The 17,776-nt window shown below is 69.2% G+C and carries 19 protein-coding genes and 1 pseudogene; 10 read left to right on the forward strand and 10 right to left on the reverse strand.

The features are described 5' to 3' along the window. Positions 1–682: aconitase family protein (locus ABZZ38_RS12795; protein ID WP_356738709.1), on the reverse strand; the 682-nt coding region annotated here is incomplete at its 3' end. Between the two features lie 279 nt (positions 683–961). Between ABZZ38_RS12795 and ABZZ38_RS12800 the strand changes: the two genes are divergently transcribed. The 7 genes from ABZZ38_RS12800 (at position 962) to ABZZ38_RS12830 (ending at position 9,246) form a co-directional block, all read left to right on the forward strand. Next, positions 962–1,714: a TnsA-like heteromeric transposase endonuclease subunit gene (locus ABZZ38_RS12800; RefSeq protein WP_356738711.1), complete on the forward strand. Its 753-nt coding sequence runs from the start codon at positions 962–964 to the stop codon at positions 1,712–1,714. Positions 1,715–2,070: 356 nt separating this feature from the next. After that, positions 2,071–3,585, forward strand: a complete 1,515-nt coding sequence (locus tag ABZZ38_RS12805; RefSeq protein WP_356738938.1) for a Mu transposase C-terminal domain-containing protein — start codon at positions 2,071–2,073, stop codon at positions 3,583–3,585. Further along, entirely contained in the window at positions 3,582–4,613 is a 1,032-nt protein-coding gene (locus ABZZ38_RS12810) for an ATP-binding protein (RefSeq protein ID WP_356738713.1), read from the forward strand. The genes ABZZ38_RS12805 and ABZZ38_RS12810 overlap by 4 nt, the downstream gene beginning before the upstream one ends. A gap of 1 nt (position 4,614) precedes the next feature. Next, a complete protein-coding gene (locus ABZZ38_RS12815; protein WP_356738715.1) occupies positions 4,615–5,253 on the forward strand; it encodes a hypothetical protein in 639 nt (212 codons plus the stop codon). A gap of 147 nt (positions 5,254–5,400) precedes the next feature. Beyond that, on the forward strand, positions 5,401–6,900 hold the full coding sequence (locus ABZZ38_RS12820; protein ID WP_356738718.1) for an AAA family ATPase: 1,500 nt from the start codon (positions 5,401–5,403) through the stop codon (positions 6,898–6,900). 408 nt (positions 6,901–7,308) lie between these two features. After that, entirely contained in the window at positions 7,309–7,665 is a 357-nt protein-coding gene (locus tag ABZZ38_RS12825) for a VOC family protein (protein WP_356738721.1), read from the forward strand. Positions 7,666–7,716: 51 nt separating this feature from the next. Then, positions 7,717–9,246 (forward strand): UDP-N-acetylglucosamine 1-carboxyvinyltransferase, encoded by a 1,530-nt coding sequence (locus ABZZ38_RS12830; RefSeq protein ID WP_356738723.1) that lies wholly within the window; start codon positions 7,717–7,719, stop codon positions 9,244–9,246. Between the two features lie 124 nt (positions 9,247–9,370). On the opposite strand, the gene ABZZ38_RS12835 is transcribed toward ABZZ38_RS12830, so the two are convergent. From ABZZ38_RS12835 to ABZZ38_RS12855, 5 genes and pseudogenes are all read right to left on the reverse strand, one after another. Beyond that, entirely contained in the window at positions 9,371–10,018 is a 648-nt protein-coding gene (locus ABZZ38_RS12835) for a hypothetical protein (RefSeq protein WP_356738724.1), read from the reverse strand. 156 nt (positions 10,019–10,174) lie between these two features. Then, complete coding sequence (locus ABZZ38_RS12840) at positions 10,175–10,831, reverse strand: contact-dependent growth inhibition system immunity protein (RefSeq protein ID WP_356738726.1); 657 nt, start codon at positions 10,829–10,831, stop codon at positions 10,175–10,177. Positions 10,832–10,843: 12 nt separating this feature from the next. Further along, positions 10,844–11,143: an RNase A-like domain-containing protein gene (locus ABZZ38_RS12845; RefSeq protein ID WP_356738728.1), complete on the reverse strand. Its 300-nt coding sequence runs from the start codon at positions 11,141–11,143 to the stop codon at positions 10,844–10,846. A 40-nt stretch (positions 11,144–11,183) separates the two neighbouring features. Next, on the reverse strand, positions 11,184–11,744 hold the full coding sequence (locus ABZZ38_RS12850; RefSeq protein ID WP_356738730.1) for a hypothetical protein: 561 nt from the start codon (positions 11,742–11,744) through the stop codon (positions 11,184–11,186). Between the two features lie 216 nt (positions 11,745–11,960). Further along, positions 11,961–12,077, reverse strand: a pseudogene (locus tag ABZZ38_RS12855) (oxidoreductase); the annotation flags it as partial. Positions 12,078–12,330: 253 nt separating this feature from the next. Here ABZZ38_RS12855 and ABZZ38_RS12860 point away from each other — a divergent pair. Together ABZZ38_RS12860 and ABZZ38_RS12865 are read left to right on the forward strand one after the other, a co-directional pair. Next, positions 12,331–12,657, forward strand: a complete 327-nt coding sequence (locus ABZZ38_RS12860; RefSeq protein ID WP_356738732.1) for a hypothetical protein — start codon at positions 12,331–12,333, stop codon at positions 12,655–12,657. Between the two features lie 523 nt (positions 12,658–13,180). Next, positions 13,181–13,858, forward strand: coding sequence for a hemerythrin domain-containing protein (locus ABZZ38_RS12865; protein WP_356738735.1), 678 nt, complete (start codon positions 13,181–13,183; stop codon positions 13,856–13,858). A gap of 182 nt (positions 13,859–14,040) precedes the next feature. Here the strand turns inward: ABZZ38_RS12865 and ABZZ38_RS12870 are convergent, their stop codons facing one another. The 3 genes from ABZZ38_RS12870 to ABZZ38_RS12880 all read right to left on the reverse strand — a co-directional run bounded on the left by ABZZ38_RS12870 (position 14,041) and on the right by ABZZ38_RS12880 (position 15,394). Further along, positions 14,041–14,532: a DUF5709 domain-containing protein gene (locus tag ABZZ38_RS12870; RefSeq protein ID WP_356738738.1), complete on the reverse strand. Its 492-nt coding sequence runs from the start codon at positions 14,530–14,532 to the stop codon at positions 14,041–14,043. Between the two features lie 129 nt (positions 14,533–14,661). Continuing rightward, positions 14,662–14,931 carry a hypothetical protein gene (locus ABZZ38_RS12875; RefSeq protein ID WP_356738740.1) on the reverse strand — a complete coding sequence of 90 codons (270 nt, stop codon included), beginning with the start codon at positions 14,929–14,931 and terminating at the stop codon, positions 14,662–14,664. Between the two features lie 235 nt (positions 14,932–15,166). Next, on the reverse strand, positions 15,167–15,394 hold the full coding sequence (locus ABZZ38_RS12880; RefSeq protein ID WP_356738742.1) for a DUF5133 domain-containing protein: 228 nt from the start codon (positions 15,392–15,394) through the stop codon (positions 15,167–15,169). Between the two features lie 366 nt (positions 15,395–15,760). Here ABZZ38_RS12880 and ABZZ38_RS12885 point away from each other — a divergent pair, with 366 nt between their 5' ends. Continuing rightward, on the forward strand, positions 15,761–15,979 hold the full coding sequence (locus ABZZ38_RS12885; protein WP_356738744.1) for a DUF3072 domain-containing protein: 219 nt from the start codon (positions 15,761–15,763) through the stop codon (positions 15,977–15,979). A 305-nt stretch (positions 15,980–16,284) separates the two neighbouring features. Here ABZZ38_RS12885 and ABZZ38_RS12890 read toward each other — a convergent pair whose 3' ends face one another. Beyond that, a complete protein-coding gene (locus tag ABZZ38_RS12890) occupies positions 16,285–17,454 on the reverse strand; it encodes a glutamate--cysteine ligase (RefSeq protein ID WP_356738746.1) in 1,170 nt (389 codons plus the stop codon). Positions 17,455–17,776: the final 322 nt, after the last annotated feature.

Consider the following 17,776-nt stretch of genomic DNA (forward strand, 5'->3'; position numbering starts at 1 on the left):
CGATGCCGCCGACGCCCCAGCCGAGGACGCCGAGGCCGTTGACCATGGTGGTGTGCGAGTCGGTGCCGACGAGGGTGTCGGGGTACGCCTGGCCGCCCCGGACCATGACGGTACGGGCCAGGTGCTCGATGTTCACCTGGTGGACGATGCCGGTGCCGGGCGGGACGACCTTGAACTCGTCGAAGGCGGTCTGGCCCCAGCGCAGGAACTGGTAGCGCTCCTTGTTGCGGCCGTACTCCAGCTCGACGTTCTGGCCGAAGGCCTCCGCCGTGCCGAACTTGTCGGCGATGACGGAGTGGTCGATGACCAGCTCGGCCGGGGCCAGCGGGTTGATCTTCGCCGGGTCACCGCCGAGCTCCTTGACGGCCTCACGCATGGTGGCGAGGTCCACGACGCACGGCACACCGGTGAAGTCCTGCATGATCACGCGGGCCGGGGTGAACTGGATCTCCTGGCTCGGCTGGGCCTGGGAGTCCCAGTTGCCGAGGGCCCGGATGTGGTCGGCGGTGATGTTCGCGCCGTCCTCGGTGCGGAGGAGGTTCTCCAGGAGCACCTTGAGGCTGTAGGGGAGGCGCGCGGAGCCCTCGACCTTGTCCAGCCTGAAGATCTCGTACGACTCGTCGCCCACGCGCAGCGTGCTGCGGGCGTCGAAGCTGTTCGCCGACACGACAGTCTCCTTCATCAATGTGCGCGTTCTTACCGCATCCTGCCGCGATGGCTCCGCGCCGATCCGCTAAGGTAAGACTTAGTTAGGTAACCCTTACCGGCTGGCGCGGCTGCGGTGCGTCTTTCGGCAGATATCTCGATGTCGAGATAACTCTAGTACATGACCGCTGCCCGGTCATGCCCCGGGCCACCTGACCGCTCTCATCCAATCGAGGCGTTTACTCAGCGAACCCAGTCGTTCGGCCTTCCGTCTCAGTGAACCTAGCCGTACGGGCTAAACGCGCTGGGGGTGCTGGTGGCCGTACGGGCTGGGGTGGATCTCGTAGGGCCGTACGTCGAGCTGTCGTATGTGGACGCCGTACGTCAGCGGCAGCGCCGGCCTCTGCTGGACTGTGTGACGGCTCGATTCGAGGACGTGGCACCGGTACGGCCGTTCCGGTGGTCCCGTGGTGAGCGTCACTTCGCCGGCTGGTACTGGGCGGCGACGACTGGGCAGCACGTGGGCTTCGAGTCCTGGCTGGAGCGGGACCGGCTCGTGCTCATGGACTTCGATCCGCAGGTGACGGGGATCGCCTCGCAGCCCTTCTGGCTGCACTGGCAGGACGGGGCACAGGAGCGTCGGCACGCTCCGGACTACTTCGTGCGCCGGGTGGACGGCTCAGCCGTGGTCGTCGATGTCCGCGCGGACGAGCGGATCGAGCCAAAGGACGCGGAAGCATTCGAGGTGACGCGGATCGCCTGCGCTCAGGCGGGTTGGCACTTCGAGCGGGTCGGGATGCCGGAGCCGGTGTTGCTGGCGAATGTCCGGTGGCTGTCCCGCTACCGGCACCCGCGGTGCCTGCGCCCAACGGCTGCGGACCGCCTGCGGGAGGTCTTCGCGGCGCCGGGGCCGCTGCTGCCGGGGGCTGATGCGGCGGGTGACCGGCTCGCGATGCTGCCCGCGCTGTTCCATCTGCTCTGGCGTCAGGAAATGGTCGCCGAGGACCTGACGGTCGAGCTGCTGAGCCCGCGCACGGTCGTGGGCGTGATCGGAAGGGGCGCCCAGTGAACAAGCAGGGGCGGAAGGTCCCGCCCACAGCCCGACTCGCAGAGTTTCCCGAAACAGCCGCTGAACAGGCACTTTGGTGGGAGGGCCACATTCTGGAGGTGCTGCACGGGCTGCCGCCGGGGGCGTCCGGTGAGGCAGGGGCTCGGCCGGAGTTCGACCCGAGACAGCACTCGTTGGCTGAGCGCGAGCGGGCCAAGGCGGCCGAGTTGACGGCGGCCGGGCACAAGGTGACTGCCAGCGGGATCAAACAGCGGCGCCAGCGCTATCAGCGTGACGGGGTGGTCGGGCTGGCCGATGGCCGGTCGGCCAAGCAGATGCCGGTCTTCGGCAAGGTCGATGCGGCGGTGGTGGAGGCGATGCAGCAGGCGATCAACGAGACGGCCGAGGACTCGTCGAAGACGATCGGATTCCTCGTCTGGCGGACCAAGGAGATCCTGGCCGACCGCGAGGACGGCGCCGGTGTCGAGGTTCCTTCCCGGGCCACTCTCTACCGGCTCTACAGCAAGCTGGCGACGGGCACGCACGCGACGGGTTCGGCCCGCACGCGACGGTCGGTCAAGGCCCGGCCTCCCGACCCGTTCGGGGAGGTTCCGGCCAGCGCGCCGGGCGAGCTGATGCAGATCGACTCGACCCCGCTGGATGTGCTGGTGCGCCTGGACGACGGGATCGCGGAGAAGGTCGAGCTGACGGCGATGGTCGACATCGCGACGAGGTCGATCACTGCGGCGGTGCTGCGGCCGACCACGAAGGCCGCGGACGCTTCCGCGCTGCTGGCCCGTAGCGTCACCCCGGAGGCGATGCGGCCCGGATGGTCAGAGGCCCTGCGGATGTCCCGTTCGGTGCTGCCGCACCGGCGGTTGCTGACGTTGGACGAGCGCCTGGAGCACGCGGCGGCACGGCCGGTGATCGTGCCGGAGACGATCGTCTGCGACCACGGGAAGGTGTTCGTCTCGCGGAACTTCCGGGCCTCCTGCCGGTATTTGGGCATCAACCTGCAACCGGCCCACAAGGCGACGCCGACCGACAAAGGCATGATCGAGAAGACTCTGGGCTCGGTGGCCACGCTGTTCGCCCAGTTCGTCGCGGGCTACACCGGATCGACCACGGACCGCCGCGGCCGGAAGCTGGAGGACGGGCCGCTGTGGTCTCTTCCTGAACTCCAGAGCCTGCTCGATGAGTGGGTCATCGCCGTCTGGCAGACCAGGCCGCACGACGGGCTGCGTGATCCGCAGGCGCCGGGGCGCGCGTTCTCGCCGAACGAGAAGTACACGACGCTGCTTCAGTCCTGCGGCTACGTCCCGGTTCCGCTGGACGGCGAGGACTACGTCGAGTTGCTGCCTGAACGCTGGCAGGCGATCAACAGCTACGGCATCCGGATCAAGCACCGCACCTACGACAACGGCGAACTGGGGCCGTTGCGCCGCCAGCACTCCGGGGTGATGGAGAAGAAGGGCTTGTGGGAGATCCACCACGACCCCTACGACATCTCCCGAATCTGGGTACGCGACCGTCGGCGCAGTCGGTGGATCACCGTGTTCTGGAAACACCTCAACCGCGTCGGTGTCCCGTTCGGGGAACTGGCCTGGGACCACGCCTGCGAGCAGGTTTCCGGCGGCACGGAGGAACAGATCGCGGACGCGGCCGCCGCGCTGCTGCGGCGGGCCCACGACGGTCCCACCCCCAAGCAGGGGCCCGCGGCCAAACGGTCCCGGCGCGTCGCCGCACGGACCCGGGCCACCACCCCCGACCGGCCGACCCCCGATCCGCCCGCCGACGAAGCCGCTCAGGAAGACCAGGCAGACACGGAGCTGGCCGAAGTCATCCCGCTGGGCCTATTCGACCCGCTCGCGAACCCCTGGAGGCGTCCGTGACCATCTCCGAACCAGCAACCCGGCACACCACGCTCCAGGACGCCGATGCCGAGGCCAACCGACAGTTGACCACCCTGGACGGATGGCGGAAGTTCGCCACCGGGCCCCCCAGACCACCGGTCCTGCTGACTTCCGCCGAACTGGCCAAACTGTCCCCTACCGAGCGGGCCCTCTATGACGACGACCGGCTCGACCACCACGCACGGATGCTCGTGGTCGCCACTTCGTTCGTCGAGAAGACAGTGGTCTGCGGCCGGCGCCTGGTCCTGCTGAACCGGCACGCGATCAGCGCCCGCCGTGGCCTGATGGTCTCCGGGCTGCCCGGAACGGGCAAGACCAGCGCGATCACCCAGCTCGGGCTCGCCCACGAACTGCTCGACCGGGCCCGTCACCCGAACGTCAACGACCGCATCCCGGTGCTCTACATCACCGTCCCGCCCGCGGCGTCCGCCCGCATGGTCGCGGCCGAGTTCGCTCGCTTCCTGGGGCTGCCGGTCCGGGCCAGATCAAACATGACCGACATCATCGAAGCGGTGGTCGGCATCTGCACGGACACCCGCACCGGTCTGGTCCTCGTCGACGAAATCCATAACGTCTCGCAGGTCACACGAGCCGGTGCCGAGGTCTCCGACACCCTGAAATACTTCTCCGAGCGCATCCCCGCAACGTTCGTCTACGCAGGCATCAACCTCGACACCAGCGAGCTCCTGGCCGGCACTCGGGGCGCCCAGATCGCAGGCCGCTTCACCCTCGTTCCCACCCGCCCGTTCCCCTACGGCGACGAATGGAAGGGACTGGTCGCAACGATGGAGAGGACCCTGTTGCTCCACGACCACCCGCCGGGCAGCCTGGTCAAGCTGGACCGCTACCTCCACAAGCGGGCCGACGGCATGATCGGCGCACTCTCCCACGCGATCCGGGGCGCCGCGATCGACGCGATCCTCAGCGGCACAGAACGCGTGACCAAGTCAGCTCTCGACGCAATCCCCCTGGACCATGCCGCGGAAGCTGCGAAGAAGGGCCGCTGAGGTGTCCCGCCCGCTGCCAGAGCTGCCTCGCCCGCTGGCTCCGCTACCTGTCCGACTACGCCCCTGCGTCGGCGAGATCACGGACTCCTACGTTCGCCGCCTCGCCCGCGCGAACCATCTCAAGCCGAGCTATCTCCACTGCTTCCTCAACGGACCGCCCTTCTGGTTCGGCAAGCCCCAATTGGGCCGCCTGGCCGCGGTTTCCGGCCGCTCCGAGGAGTCTTTGGACCGGGCTCTCGCTGACGCCAGTTCCCCGCGCGGCCGCATGAAGCCCAACCCGCGCACTGCGCGAACCGAGCTGTTCCCCGGCCAGCCCCATCTCGCCTTGCTCATCTACATCGACGCCCGCAGAGGCCACACCATTCAGGACCTGGCCCTGCGGCACCACGTCCCTCGCCGTCTCGTCCGCCTCGCCCTCGACACGATGCAGCCTCCTCCCCGAGGGGTCGAACGGAGCCATTCGCATCTGGACAGCGACCTCATGGAGCCCATACAGGCCATGCTGGATCAGGGTCTCGGACCGAAACAGATCTGGCTGAACCTCATGGACAATTACGACGTCTCGGTGTCCTACACCCTGCTCCGCCACTACGTCCGCTATCGATTCCCTCAGCGCCACGCGGCGCAGTGGCAACCCTGACCAACCTGGTAATTGCACATAATTATGTGCATAACCTTCAATCCAGATCACGCGCTCTGGCGACTCCCCACTCAGGAACACCGCCTCCCAGTTCGTCGGATCTGCGAAGATGACCCGATAAATCTTCCAGACTCAGACGGGGTAGTGGTGGCTGACTACAGGAGCGAAGTCCGGCAGAGCGTGATCACCGACTTGGAGACCAAGGTCTCCAAGGAGAACTACGGCAAGTATCTCAAGCGGCTGACCTTGCGGAAGCTCCGAGGCTTCACCGACCGTGAAGTCACTTTCGAGTTCCCGGTTACAGCACTGGTCGGGCCGAACGGCGGGGGCAAGACCACCGTCCTGGGGGCGGCGGCGCTGGCCTACAAGAGCGTCGCTCCAGGGCGATTCTTTGCCAAAAGCGGCAAATACGACGCCAGCATGCAGAACTGGTCAATCGAGTACGAAATCATCGACAAGGAGCTTAACCCCCGCCTGTCGGTCTCGCGCACCGCAAGCTTCAAACAGCTCAAATGGAACCGAACCGCCCCAGAGCGGGAGGTTCTGGTGTTCGGAGTCGAGCGGACCCTGCCCGCCACAGAGCGGTCTAACTTCAAGGCCGCGATTGGCGGGTCCTTCGCAGCAGTGCGCGAGGTGACCCTTGCTCCCGAGGTCACAGAGCATGCCGCGAAAATCCTGGCCAAGCCCATAAAGGGGTTCCAGCAGCTCTACGTGGACGCTGCTGGCAAGGTCAAGCTCTTCTCCGGGCTCACCCCTCAGGGTGAGGGGTACTCCGAGTTCCACTTCGGAGCCGGCGAAGCGAGCGTCATCCGTATCGTCGCCGACGTCGAAGCTGCCTCCCCCGGGGCCATGATTCTTATCGAGGAGATCGAGAACGGCCTGCACCCGGTGGCCACTCAGCGCATGGTCGAATACTTGATCGGTGTCGCCCACCGCAAGTCTTGCCAGGTCATTTTCACCACGCACTCAAATGACGCGCTCGCCCCACTGCCCTCCAAGGCCATCTGGGCGGCCCTCCTCGGCAACGTGATCCAGGGAAAGCTCGACGTCAAAGCCCTGCGGACCATCACTGGTCAGATTGAGGCCAAGCTCGCGATCTTCGTCGAGGACGCCTTCGCCGAACTCATGGTCACCACCGCCCTTCGCAGCCACGGCGGCATCGAGTTGGATGAGGTCAAGGTCCACGCGATGGGCGGCGCCGACCCCGCCATCAAGGTCAACGCTCACCACAACATCGACCCAACCCGTACTTATCCGTCGATTTGCATTCTCGACGGTGACCAGTTCGAGCGCGCCAATCCCGACGAGGGCATCTTCGCCCTGCCCGGGGCCAGCTCGCCCGAGGCCCACGTACTGAATCGGGTGCTGGGTTGTCTGGACGAGGAAGCAGGTCGGCTTGCGGTGGCCCTCCACCTCGGCCTGCACGACCAGGAGCGAGTGAAGAAGGTCGTGAAGGAGCGCGCACTGACCAACTGGGACAGGCACATGGTCTGGGAGCAGATCGGCGGCGACCTGGACTTCACCTCCGGCCACATCGTCAAGAGCGCTTTCCTGACCACCTGGGCCCACAAGTTCCCCGAGGAAGTCAAGGCTCTGGTGGAGGCGATCGGCGACAAGCTTCCCCGCCGAGACAGCACCCAGCCATGACCTGCTCCGAAGCTCACGCGGACAGCGCTTGGGCCGCCCCTCCCGCCAGGCAACACACGAAGGACGCTACTGCTGCCCTTGAGGCAGGTCAGCCTAGGCGCGACGACTACTTCGCTGAGACGAAACACGGCTGACCAGTCCGCTGCGGCCCGTCTCACTATCTACCGGGTCCGCGTCCTGTCTCAGCGAAGATAGTCCGCCCACGTCAGCGACTCGGCATCGCCAAACTTCGGTGAGACAGGACACCACCGCGCCACGGCATGGCGTGCGCCACTGCTCCACTCGCGCCCGCCGTCCGGGCGGGGTGGGTGCGGCCACCCTGACGGACTCGCGAAACGACACACGGCCCGGCACTCGTACGGCTGCGCCCCGCTTGTGGCGATTCGGGGCAGCGCCGAGCATCGAGACATGTTCAGCGGTGCGCACGTCATCCTGTACACCCGGGACGCCGACGCGGACCGGGCGTTCGTCCGGGACGTGCTCGGGTTCCCCCACGTCGACGCGGGACGCGGGTGGCTCATCTTCAGGCTGCCGCCCGCCGAGGTCGCCGTGCACCCCTCGTCGGGCGAGCCGAGGCACGAGTTCTACCTGATGTGCGACGACGTCCGGGACGTCCTGCGGAAGTTGACCGAGCGCGGGGCGGAGCTCGCGCGGCCGGTCAGCGACCAGGGGTGGGGTCTGCTCGCGACGGTGCGGCTGCCGAGCGGGGCCGAACTGCCGCTGTATGAACCACGTCACCCCACTGCGCACAGCCTGTCACCCTGATGGCCTACCCCACCGAGAGCACCATCTCATATCTGAGATAGCCTGCGTGGCATGGCAGACGACTACCTCGTACGCATCGGGAAGCTCATCCGTGACGCGCGCCAGCACCGCGGCTGGACGCAGACGCAGCTCGCCGAAGCGCTGGCCACAAGCCAGAGCGCAGTCAATCGCATCGAGCGCGGCAACCAGAACATCAGCCTTGAGATGATCGCCCGGATCGGCGAGGCGCTCGACAGTGAGATCGTGTCGCTCGGTTACGCCGGACCCATGCATCTGCGGGTGGTCGGCGGACGCCGGCTGTCCGGCTCCATCGACGTCAAGACCAGCAAGAACGCCTGTGTGGCGCTGTTGTGCGCGTCACTCCTCAACAAGGGCCGCACGACGCTGCGCCGGGTCGCCCGTATCGAGGAGGTGTACCGCCTCCTGGAGGTGCTCAACTCCATCGGGGTGCGCACCCGTTGGATCAACGACGGGATGGACCTGGAGATCGCCCCGCCCGCGCACCTCGACATGGAGGCCATCGACGCGGACGCCGCCCGCCGCACCCGCTCCATCATCATGTTCCTGGGCCCGCTGCTGCACCGGCTGCGGCAGTTCAAGCTCCCCTACGCCGGCGGCTGCGACCTCGGAACGCGCACGATCGAACCGCACATGATCGCGCTGCGCCGCTTCGGCCTGGACATCACCGCGACCGAGGGCCTGTACCACGCACAGGTCGACCGCGACGTCGCGCCGGACCGCCCGATCGTGCTGACCGAGCGCGGTGACACGGTGACCGAGAACGCCCTGCTGGCCGCCGCCCGCCACGACGGCGTCACCGTCATCCGCAACGCCTCATCCAACTACATGGTCCAGGACCTGTGCTTCTTCCTGGAGGCCCTGGGCGTACGGGTGGAGGGCATCGGCACGACCACGCTCACCGTGCACGGCGTACCGGCCATCGACGTGGACGTCGACTACTGCCCCTCCGAGGACCCGGTCGAGGCGATGAGCCTGCTGGCCGCGGCGGTCGTCACCGAGTCCGAGCTGACGATTCGTCGCGTACCGATCGAGTTCCTGGAGATCGAGCTCGCGGTCCTGGAGGAGATGGGCCTCGACCACGACCGCTCGGAGGAGTACACCGCGGACAACGGCCGCACGCGGCTGGTGGACCTGACCGCACGGCCCTCCAAGCTGGAGGCGCCGATCGACAAGATCCACCCGATGCCGTTCCCCGGCCTGAACATCGACAACGTGCCGTTCTTCGCGGCGATCGCGGCATCGGCCCAGGGCCAGACCCTCATCCACGACTGGGTCTACGACAACCGCGCCATCTACCTGACCGACCTCAACCGCCTCGGCGGCCGGCTGCAACTCCTCGACCCCCACCGCGTCCTCGTCGAGGGCCCCACCCGCTGGCGCGCGGCCGAGATGATGTGCCCGCCCGCACTGCGGCCCGCCGTGGTGGTGCTGCTCGCGATGATGGCGGCGGAGGGCACGTCGGTGCTGCGCAACGTCTATGTCATCAACCGCGGTTACGAGGACCTGGCGGAGCGGCTGAACTCGGTGGGCGCGCAGATCGAGATCTTCCGCGACATCTGATGTGAGCATGCCGCCGCACCCCGTCTGAACTGCGAATATGCTGGGCAGATGGCGGTGCGGCGGTGGCTGTGGGATTTCTCTGGGACTTTCGCAAGCTCCCGGGCCCCGGCGGTCCCGGCCGGGTCTACCCGAACACGGCGTCGATGGCGCCGCTCCCCCGAGACCCAGCCCTGGGCAGGAAGTGACCGTACTTCCTTGGGGTAAATCCTGGGTCCGTGTGGCCGAGCCACTGAGCAAGGGAGATCACCGATTCGCCAGCCTCCAACTGCTCGGAGGCGTAGAAGTGTCGAAGGGCGTGGAACCCGTGCTCTCTGGAGGGTTCCCAGACCCTCGGCCGGTCACAAGCGGGTTGTACGCGGAGCGGGCTCGCCGAGTTCGTCGTGAAGCCGGTGAAGTCCTTCGCCACCGACGGCGTGTACTTCTGCTCCACCCTGGACGAGGTACGGGCCGCCTGCGACCGGCTCTTCGGGGGACCGACCTCGCCGGCGAGGTCATCACCGGACTCCTCGTCCAGGAACGGCTCGTCGGCCCGGAGTTCGTCGTCGACTCCGTCTCGCTCGACGGCACGCCGTTCGTGGTGAACATGTTCCGGTACACCAAGGAGACGGTCGACGGGACCCCGGTCTACCGCGCCATGACGGCGGTGGAGGTCGGCGACCACCCCAAGATCACCGCCTACGTCGAACGGGCCCTCGCCGCCCTCGGCAAGATCACCTCCTACGGCCGCGTCGTCCTCGCCCACCCCGGACCCCACCACCCTCAGCCGGGACACCCACCACGTCCTCACCCTGGACCGCGAGGGTGCCCTCCTGAAGGTCGCCCCGGGCCTGCTACCGGCCTGACACTGGCATGAGTCCGCCCGCGGCGAAGCCCCGGCTCGACCGAGCCGGGGCTTCGCCGCGGACGCGGGCGGCGCCCGCCGGGCGGATCAGCCGCCGGACAGCCTCGTCGCCAGCGGCTGGAACCAGGCGCCGTGGGAGAACGGCTCCGGCGGGGCGACCTCCATGCCGAGTTCGGCGGCGGCCAGCGCGTAGTCGCCGTCGTCCAGGGGCAGGGCGAGCAGTTCGTGCAGCTCGCCCACGAGTCGGGCGACCAGCTGCGGGTCGGTCGTGGCGGCGTAGTCGGCGACGGCGGCGTCGTGGTCGGGGAACTCGTCCACGATGTCCTGCGAGAACCAGCCGCCGAGCAGCTGCGCCGTCTCCGGGAACCGCGCGTGCCACTCCCAGTGCGTCCGCGGCGCCGACGGCTCGGGAACGTCGCCCTCCTCGATGCTCCGCTTCAGATGGTCGGCCAGCACCATGAGCCAGTCGCCGATCTCCGACTGGGGCAGCCCCACGTCCGGGATCGCGTAGAACTCGCCCAGCCCCTGCCGGATGCGGCCCGGAGGGTTACGGCTGTACTCGCGCAGCTGCCGCTCCGCCTCCGCGATGGCGGCGGGGCGGGTGTGCCAGGTGTGCCGGAGGAACGCGTCCAGCGCGCGGCTGCGCCGCTCCGGGGTGTCGTCGGCCGGCTGCCCCAGGTACGCGCGCATCACCTGGTCCAGCTCGCCGTACCGGCGGTCGTGCTCGAGGGGCTTCATGGACATCGGCGTACGCCCCTACAGGTAGAACGGAAAGGTCGTGTGGACGACGAAGCCGTACGGGCTCGACGGCTCCCGGCGCAGCACCACGCGCGCCGCCCGGACGTCGACCGGCCCGAGCCCGGCCAGCAGATCCCCCTCCAGCTGCACCCGCCCCACGGGCTCCTCCCGCGACGGCCAGGCCGTCTCGATGGTGAGCCGGGGCCGGGTGCCCTGGGCCAGCCAGCGGTGGATGACCTGCTCGTTGACGGTCACCACCTGCTGGGTCGCCCACTGGGCGGTCTCCCGGTCGGAGTAGGAAGCGGAACGGGTCAGCACGGGGGCATCCTCTCAAATCACCTGGTCGGCGGCTGGGTCGTCAGTCGGAGAACGTCCAGAACAGCCCGACCTCGGTGTCCGACACGACGACGAGGCCGCAGTCCTCCATCAGGACGCTCAGCGGGCTGTACCCCAGGCTCTGCAGCGTGAAGTCGAGGGTGCCGGGAGCGCTGCCGGTCTTGCTGACGTTGGTGTGATAGGTGGCGTTGTCGCCGTAACGGACCAGGATCGTGCGCGCCATCGCCCTCAGCTCGTCCTCGGACTCGTCGAAGTACCGGAGGTTGTCCAGGGTGCAGCCGGCCTCGGTGAGGGCCAGGAGCAGATTCTCGGCACTGTCCCTGTCGATGTTCTTGAGGCGCGGCGCGACGTACTCCGGGGGGTGACCGGCGAAGGGCCACATCGGGTTTGCCTCCCGCTCGGGGTCCTTCTCCGCGTCATCGACACGGGCCCACCCCCGAGGGTCCGGCACCGCCCGGGCCATCAGCGCGAGGACGTCGACAGTCCAGTCCTGGTGGCGGCGCGGTCCGGTGGCGATGTACGCGTACGCGTCCCTGTACAGGTGGCGTACCGCGGCTTCCCAGGAGGTCCGGTCGGTGAACATGAGGTGCGAGCTTTCCTCAGAGGGCTAGGGCTTGTAGGGCATCGACGTCATGACCGTGAAGGGCGGGTTGCGGCTGCTGTCGTACCGGATGCGCGTGTCGATGCCCGTCACGTGGTACGCCTTGGCATCCATCCCGCCCTCTTTGTACCCGGACTTCGGGTCGTTCGGGTCGACCGGCTGCTTGAACACGCTTCCGCCGCTGGTCTCGCCGTTGCAGGCCGCGCCCTTGCAGATGAGCTCCTTGTAGAGGGCGGCCGGACGGCCCGTCAGGGCCCGGGAGTTCGCGCGGTCGTCGGCGGTGACGAACTGGATCACGGCCTCCTTGCGGCCGAGCCTGAACGGCCGGGCTTTGGGCCACGGCGAGGACCTGGTCGACCACCACATCGGCGTGACATGGGTGCCCACCCCCGGCACAACGGCCCGCCTGCCAGGCAACTTCCCAATGCCGGTTGTCAAGCGGCCAGGGAAGGTCAGGAAAGACGCGACCGGAGCCACTGGAACCATGAGTTCAGGATGACCCACAGGACCGCGTGCCAGCCGTCGGGCATGTCCGTAACCTCCCTGGTCACAGACACGTGATCGCGGCATGCACACACGGATCTTCACCAGAAGTGTCGGTATCGGCTGCACGGTCGTTCTCGGCGCACTCGTCAGCGCCCAGCCCGCGTCAGCCGGAGGCATCCTGCCCATCGCCGCCCCCGCATTCGGCAACACCTGCCACAACACATCCCAAGCCGCTGCCGGCGCAGCAGCGACGGGCAGCGCCGGCACCGTAGGCGGCAACATCGCTCAGGTTCCCCAGGACGACAGCTACCAGCACTGCGGCGGCGCGGAACTGGTTGGGCTCCCTGGGCTCGGTAGCGTTCTGGGCGCGGCCGCTCTGCCCGGTGTGGGCACCCTGAGCGGAAACTGATGGCGGCTGACGTTCTCCGACCTGCGCATACGGGTTCAGGCACAGGCACTCGCCCTGGCTGGATCCCAGTAAGGGCTGGGGCGGTCTGGAAGGGGGTGTGGTCGCGGATCATGGCCCAGAGGACGTTGACGCGGCGGCGTGCGAGGGCGAGGACGGCTGGTGGCGGGCAGGTGGCTGAGCGTCCCTGAGCCGTTGTTCTGCCTGCTGCTCAACCGTCATTCGGGACGCGCCCCCGAAGCCGTCGCGGAAATGGGCGTGCGGGTGGTCCATGGTGTCCTGTCATTCCTCGTCATCGAGGTGGCGTGCGCATCCGGGTAGGTCCGGCAGCGGCTACGTCCGGCCGGGCTCGCTCGTTCGGATGAGCAGTGCCTAAAGGCGACTGCGGGGGGTAATCGCCGCAGTGATCCGCCGGCTGTGCGGCGCGCGGGCTTGCCGCACCGGTACTCGGGCTCGGCATGATCCCCCGGAAGTAATGCTCACGCGCCGTGCCGCCCCGCCACACGGTGACCGAGGGAGAAGCGTCATGACCCAGTCGATCGCGGAACAGAGCGTCGAGGAACTCGGCGGCACGGGAAGCATCCTGACCAGACAGCGCCGGGACCACGCCGAGCTCGACCGCCTGATGGCGCTGTACGAGTCGGGTCACGGAACCCGGGAGGAGCGGCAAGGCACTCTGAAGGACATCGTGCACCTCACCTTCAGTCATGCCTTCGCCGAGGAGACCGTCCTGTGGCCCGCGCTGCGTCGTCTGGCGTCCGACGGTGACGAGCTGACCGCGAGGGTCGAGGACGAGCACCAGCGGATCAACGACCTCGTCACCGAGATGGAGAGGATCGGGCCGGACGATCCGCGCCACGATGAGCTCGCCGCCGAGGCGTTCGCCCTGATCCGGCAGGACATCCGCGACGAGGAGGACCTGCTGCTGCCCCGCCTGCGGGATCTCCTCGACACCGCACGCCTGCGTCAGCTGGGCGCGGCGTGGGAAGCCGTGCGCCGTACCGCACCCACGCGCCCCCATCCCGGGGTGCCGCGCAGGCCGCCGGGCAACGCCGTCCTCGGCGTACCTCTGAGCGTCTTCGACCGGGCCAGGGATCTCCTCCCCGCCGGCACGCGGGTGGTGCGCGCCCGGACGCTTGCCGTGGCGGGGGCCTGCGTCGGTGTCGCCTGGCTCGTCGCGAAGACCCTGCGACGAGCCCGCTGAGGTTCTCCCAGGAGGACCTCCGGGGACAGCCGAAAGCCGTGTCCCCGGCGGGTCCGGCCGTCGCTCCGCCGGATTCGAGCGGCGGTACGGACGGAACCACTGGGGACACGGCTCACGGCTGCGGTGTCGGTCCCGCTGCCCGACCGCGTGCGTCGGGATGCGCCGAGCGGATAGGCGGGTGGTCAGCCGGCGCCGTCCTCATCCAGGTCCGTGGGCAGGTCGTCCCGCACGATGTGCACCGCGGCCTCTTCCGCGCTCGCGGCGCCCCCGTCGATGCCCTGGTCGTCCGCCACGAGCTCCTTGGTGGTGTCCGGGCGCGCGCCCTCGTCGGGGGCGGTGAGGCGGCCCGCGCGTTCGCCGCCGGATTCGGGATCCACCGGTTCGCCCTCGCCGCCGGGCAGGTCGCCCAGACCATCACCCACCGGCGGCGTCACATCGGGGACCTCTTGCGACAGGCGCTCGTCCAGGGTTTCACCCTCATGCTGTTCAGCGGCTGTCGTGCCGTGCTTGGTGACGCCCAACGGCTTCTCCGGGGGCGAGTAGCCCTCGTCCAGCATGTCGTCGTACGTGCGCTCGTCCAGGGCGTCCTGAAGGTCGAGCGGCGCCCCGTCCTCCTGCTCCTCGTTGCCCCCGGTGGGCTGGTACACGTCGTCAGCCATCTGCTCGTCACTCATGGTGCCTCCTCGGGTAACCGACCGCTTCCCGCGGCCGTCGACGCACGTGAGCCGGGTTTCCCGGGAAAGGTGATGTAAAGCCTCCGAGCCGTGTTCCGCCGTGGAAGATCGGAAAGCGTGGGGGACCACTCAATCCCGGCCGCCGGGCAGGTAGTAGGTCTGCCTCAGGAACGCGGCCATGTCTTCGAGTGCCTGGGTGTAGCCGGCCCTGTAGCGCGCGTCCGTGTCCGTGCGTCGGCTTTCGGCGTCCGCCCACCGGTCCAGCTGCAGGGCCATTTCCAGGTGGTTGCGGTACAGCGCGCCGTCCTCGCCGTCGAGTGCGGATCGCGCGCGGTCCTGGTCCCAGTCCTCGAGCGCGCTGGTGTCGAAGTTCAGCAGTTCCTCATCAGAGTGCCGCACGGCTCCTCCTCGATCACCCCGGGCGCCGACCGGACCCATCCACGGGGGCTCCCCACCACAAGGCGGCGCCGGCCTCGGGTGGAGACCGGGGCGGGGCGCTGCGGCGTCGCAGCGCCCCGGCGGCGCGAGGGGCTGAGGCGTTGCTTTCCCGTGCGGGTGGATCAGTGGCGGGCGCGCGACGCCACGGGCCGTGACCCCTCGTCAGGGCGCGCACCCTTGCGGGTGGTCCCGGTTCTCACGCCATCAGCGTGACATCGCTCGGCTTCGTACGGTCGAGCTGCCGCCGGGCGGCGGCCAGGGCACTGCGCACGTCACGGGTGCCGGTGGCGACGCACAGGGTGTAGGCGACGTCGTCCAGCCGCTGACGCGTCTCCGGGTCGGTTGCCTTCTCGGCGTGCAGCGCTCTCAACGTCTCGTACCTTTCGACCAGGTCCGCCAGTACCGCCGGATGGGGCATCAACACGACCGTGTCTCCCTTCACCTCGCCCACCGCTCATCAGCGGCATCCGGATACCCGGCCATCGCTTCCGCACACTCGCGCGGCTGGTACGCCCTGCGGCGTCCGCCCCGCCTCGGGGGCGGGGTGTCGCTCGACGTGTCCGGCCCCGCCGTGCGCGGCCCACCGCCGCGCCCACCACCGTGTCTGCGCGCCACGTCCGGTGATCACTCAACCGCCGGACAGTCCGGTTCGCCGCTCGGCGAGTGCCCGCGCGGTCCCGCCTCACGCCACCACCACCCTTTACCGGCGTCTCGGCAGTCGGGCGTCCACCGTGGGGACCGGCGTGCCCGCCGGGTGGAGACAGACGGGAAAACGGGGTAGTCGGACCTCATGAGTGAACCAAATCCAAGCAAGGACGTAGAAGACTGGGCAACAGGGGATGAACCGGCCACCGGTCCCCAGCTGAGTTATCTGCGCACCCTGGCCCGCGAAGCGGGCGAGGACGTCCCGCAGGACCTCACGAAGGCGGAGGCGTCGAAGATGATCGACCGCCTGCAGCAGGCGTCACCCCGGACGGGAGGGACGGAAGCACGCGACCAGGGCGCGTGACCGGCAGGCCGGGTGCCGGGCGAAGCGGCAGCGCGCGGCCTCGTCGCGTACGGGGCCGCGCCGCGCGCCCGAGGCGCCGGGGCCGCCGCAGTGGGCGGACAGGGCGGGCCGTCCCCGCGAGGTTCGTCGACGGGGCGGCCGTTCCCCTGCGCTCACCCCGCAGCGGCGCGGGATCACCGATGTCCTTCACCTGTGGCGGCGGTCGGGCGCGGGAGCCCGTCCCACCACCGGACGCCACGGCTCCCGGCCGCCGCTCCCCCATCGAGGCGCTCCGGTCGGCCTGTGGTGCCAACCGGAGCGCTCCGTCACACCTGCGCCGGTGACACGCGAGCCGTGACCCCGGCGGTCGCGCCGCGACGACCGGGGGGAGCCGCGTACCGGCGGGGCCCGTGCTCGCCGCGGGTCTCACGGGCGAGCAGGTCCACACAGGCCAGCAGGTCCTCCTCCCGGGCGGCGCGGCGCAGCCGGTGGGCGGCGCTGCCGGCGGCCAGGGCCTCTTCGGCCAGGGAGCTGACCGTCTCCCAGTCGCCGTTCTCCTCCAGCCTCGGGCGCAGCCGCCGCAGGAGGGCGTGGACCACCTGGGAGGCGGGCGCGGCCAGGCGGGTGGCCGGGTGGATCAGGTCGCCCTCCAGCCCGGACCGGGCGGCGCGCCAGGTGGCCGCGCGGAGCCATTCGTTCCTGCCCTGGCAGGCGCAGGCGCCGGGCTCCGCGGGCCGGTCGCAGGCGTCCAGCACCAGGGCGCGGAACAGTCCGGCGACGAGCACGACGGTCTCGGCGCGCGGGCAGGCGTCGCAGATGCGCAGCTCCAGGGTCTGCTGGTGGCTGGAGGGCCGTACGTCGTAATAGACCATCCCCGGATCGCTGATCACTCCCGAGCGCACGAGCTCCCCGACCGCCGCGTCGTATTCGGCGGCGGTGGCGAAGCAGCCGGCCGGGCCCGCGGTGGGCCAGCGCTGCCACAGCATCGTGCGCCAGCTCGCGTACCCGGTGTCCGCGCCGAGCCAGAAGGGTGAGCTCGCGGACAGCGCCAGCAGCGTGGGCAGCCAGGGGGCGACGCCGCACATGGCCCGTACGGCGGTGTCACGGTCGGGCACGTCCACGTGGACCTGGGCGCCGCAGATGAGCTGCTCATCGGCGATCAGGCGGTACTCGTCGACCATGTGTCCGTAGCGGGCGTTCTCGGTGGTGTCCACGGACTCCACTCGGGCCAGCGGCACGGTGCCGGCCGCCACGACGGCCAGCCCCTGGGAGGACGCGGCCCCGTCCAGGCGGCTGCGGGACCGGACCAGGTCCGCGTACAGGGTGTCCAGCGACGCGTGTACCTCACTGTTGGATTCGACGGCGGACTGCTTCAGCTCCGTCGTGAACCTCTCGCCCGGGAGCCGGTCCAGGACCGCGTTCGCCCGCGGCACCAGCAACCCGCTCTCCACGTCCACGACGTGGAACTCCTCCTCGACCCCGATACGGGCTCTCATGGCACTCCTCGTGGATCATCGGCACGCCCCGCCACCGCTCCGGACGGTGGCACCGGCTGTGCGCTGCGGGCTACTGGTTCCCCGCCGACCCACGAGTAAGCCGCCCCGGTCTCGGCCACCTGCTCGCCCACGCGACGGCGCCGGTAACCCGGCTTCCGGTGCGGAGCCGTCCGGTGGTTCTCCGCAGGCCCAACGCCCCGCGCAGGCTCCCTGTTTCAGCCATATCCGCACTCCCGCGGACCGCCCCGCCTCCCCGATGGCGCCAAGGGGAATGACCTTGAACTTCCGACGAACCCCACGGGGTCACTCCATGGAATCCGGA

The sequence above is a fragment of the Streptomyces sp. NPDC006368 genome, assembly GCF_040612535.1.
Lineage (GTDB): Bacteria > Actinomycetota > Actinomycetes > Streptomycetales > Streptomycetaceae > Streptomyces.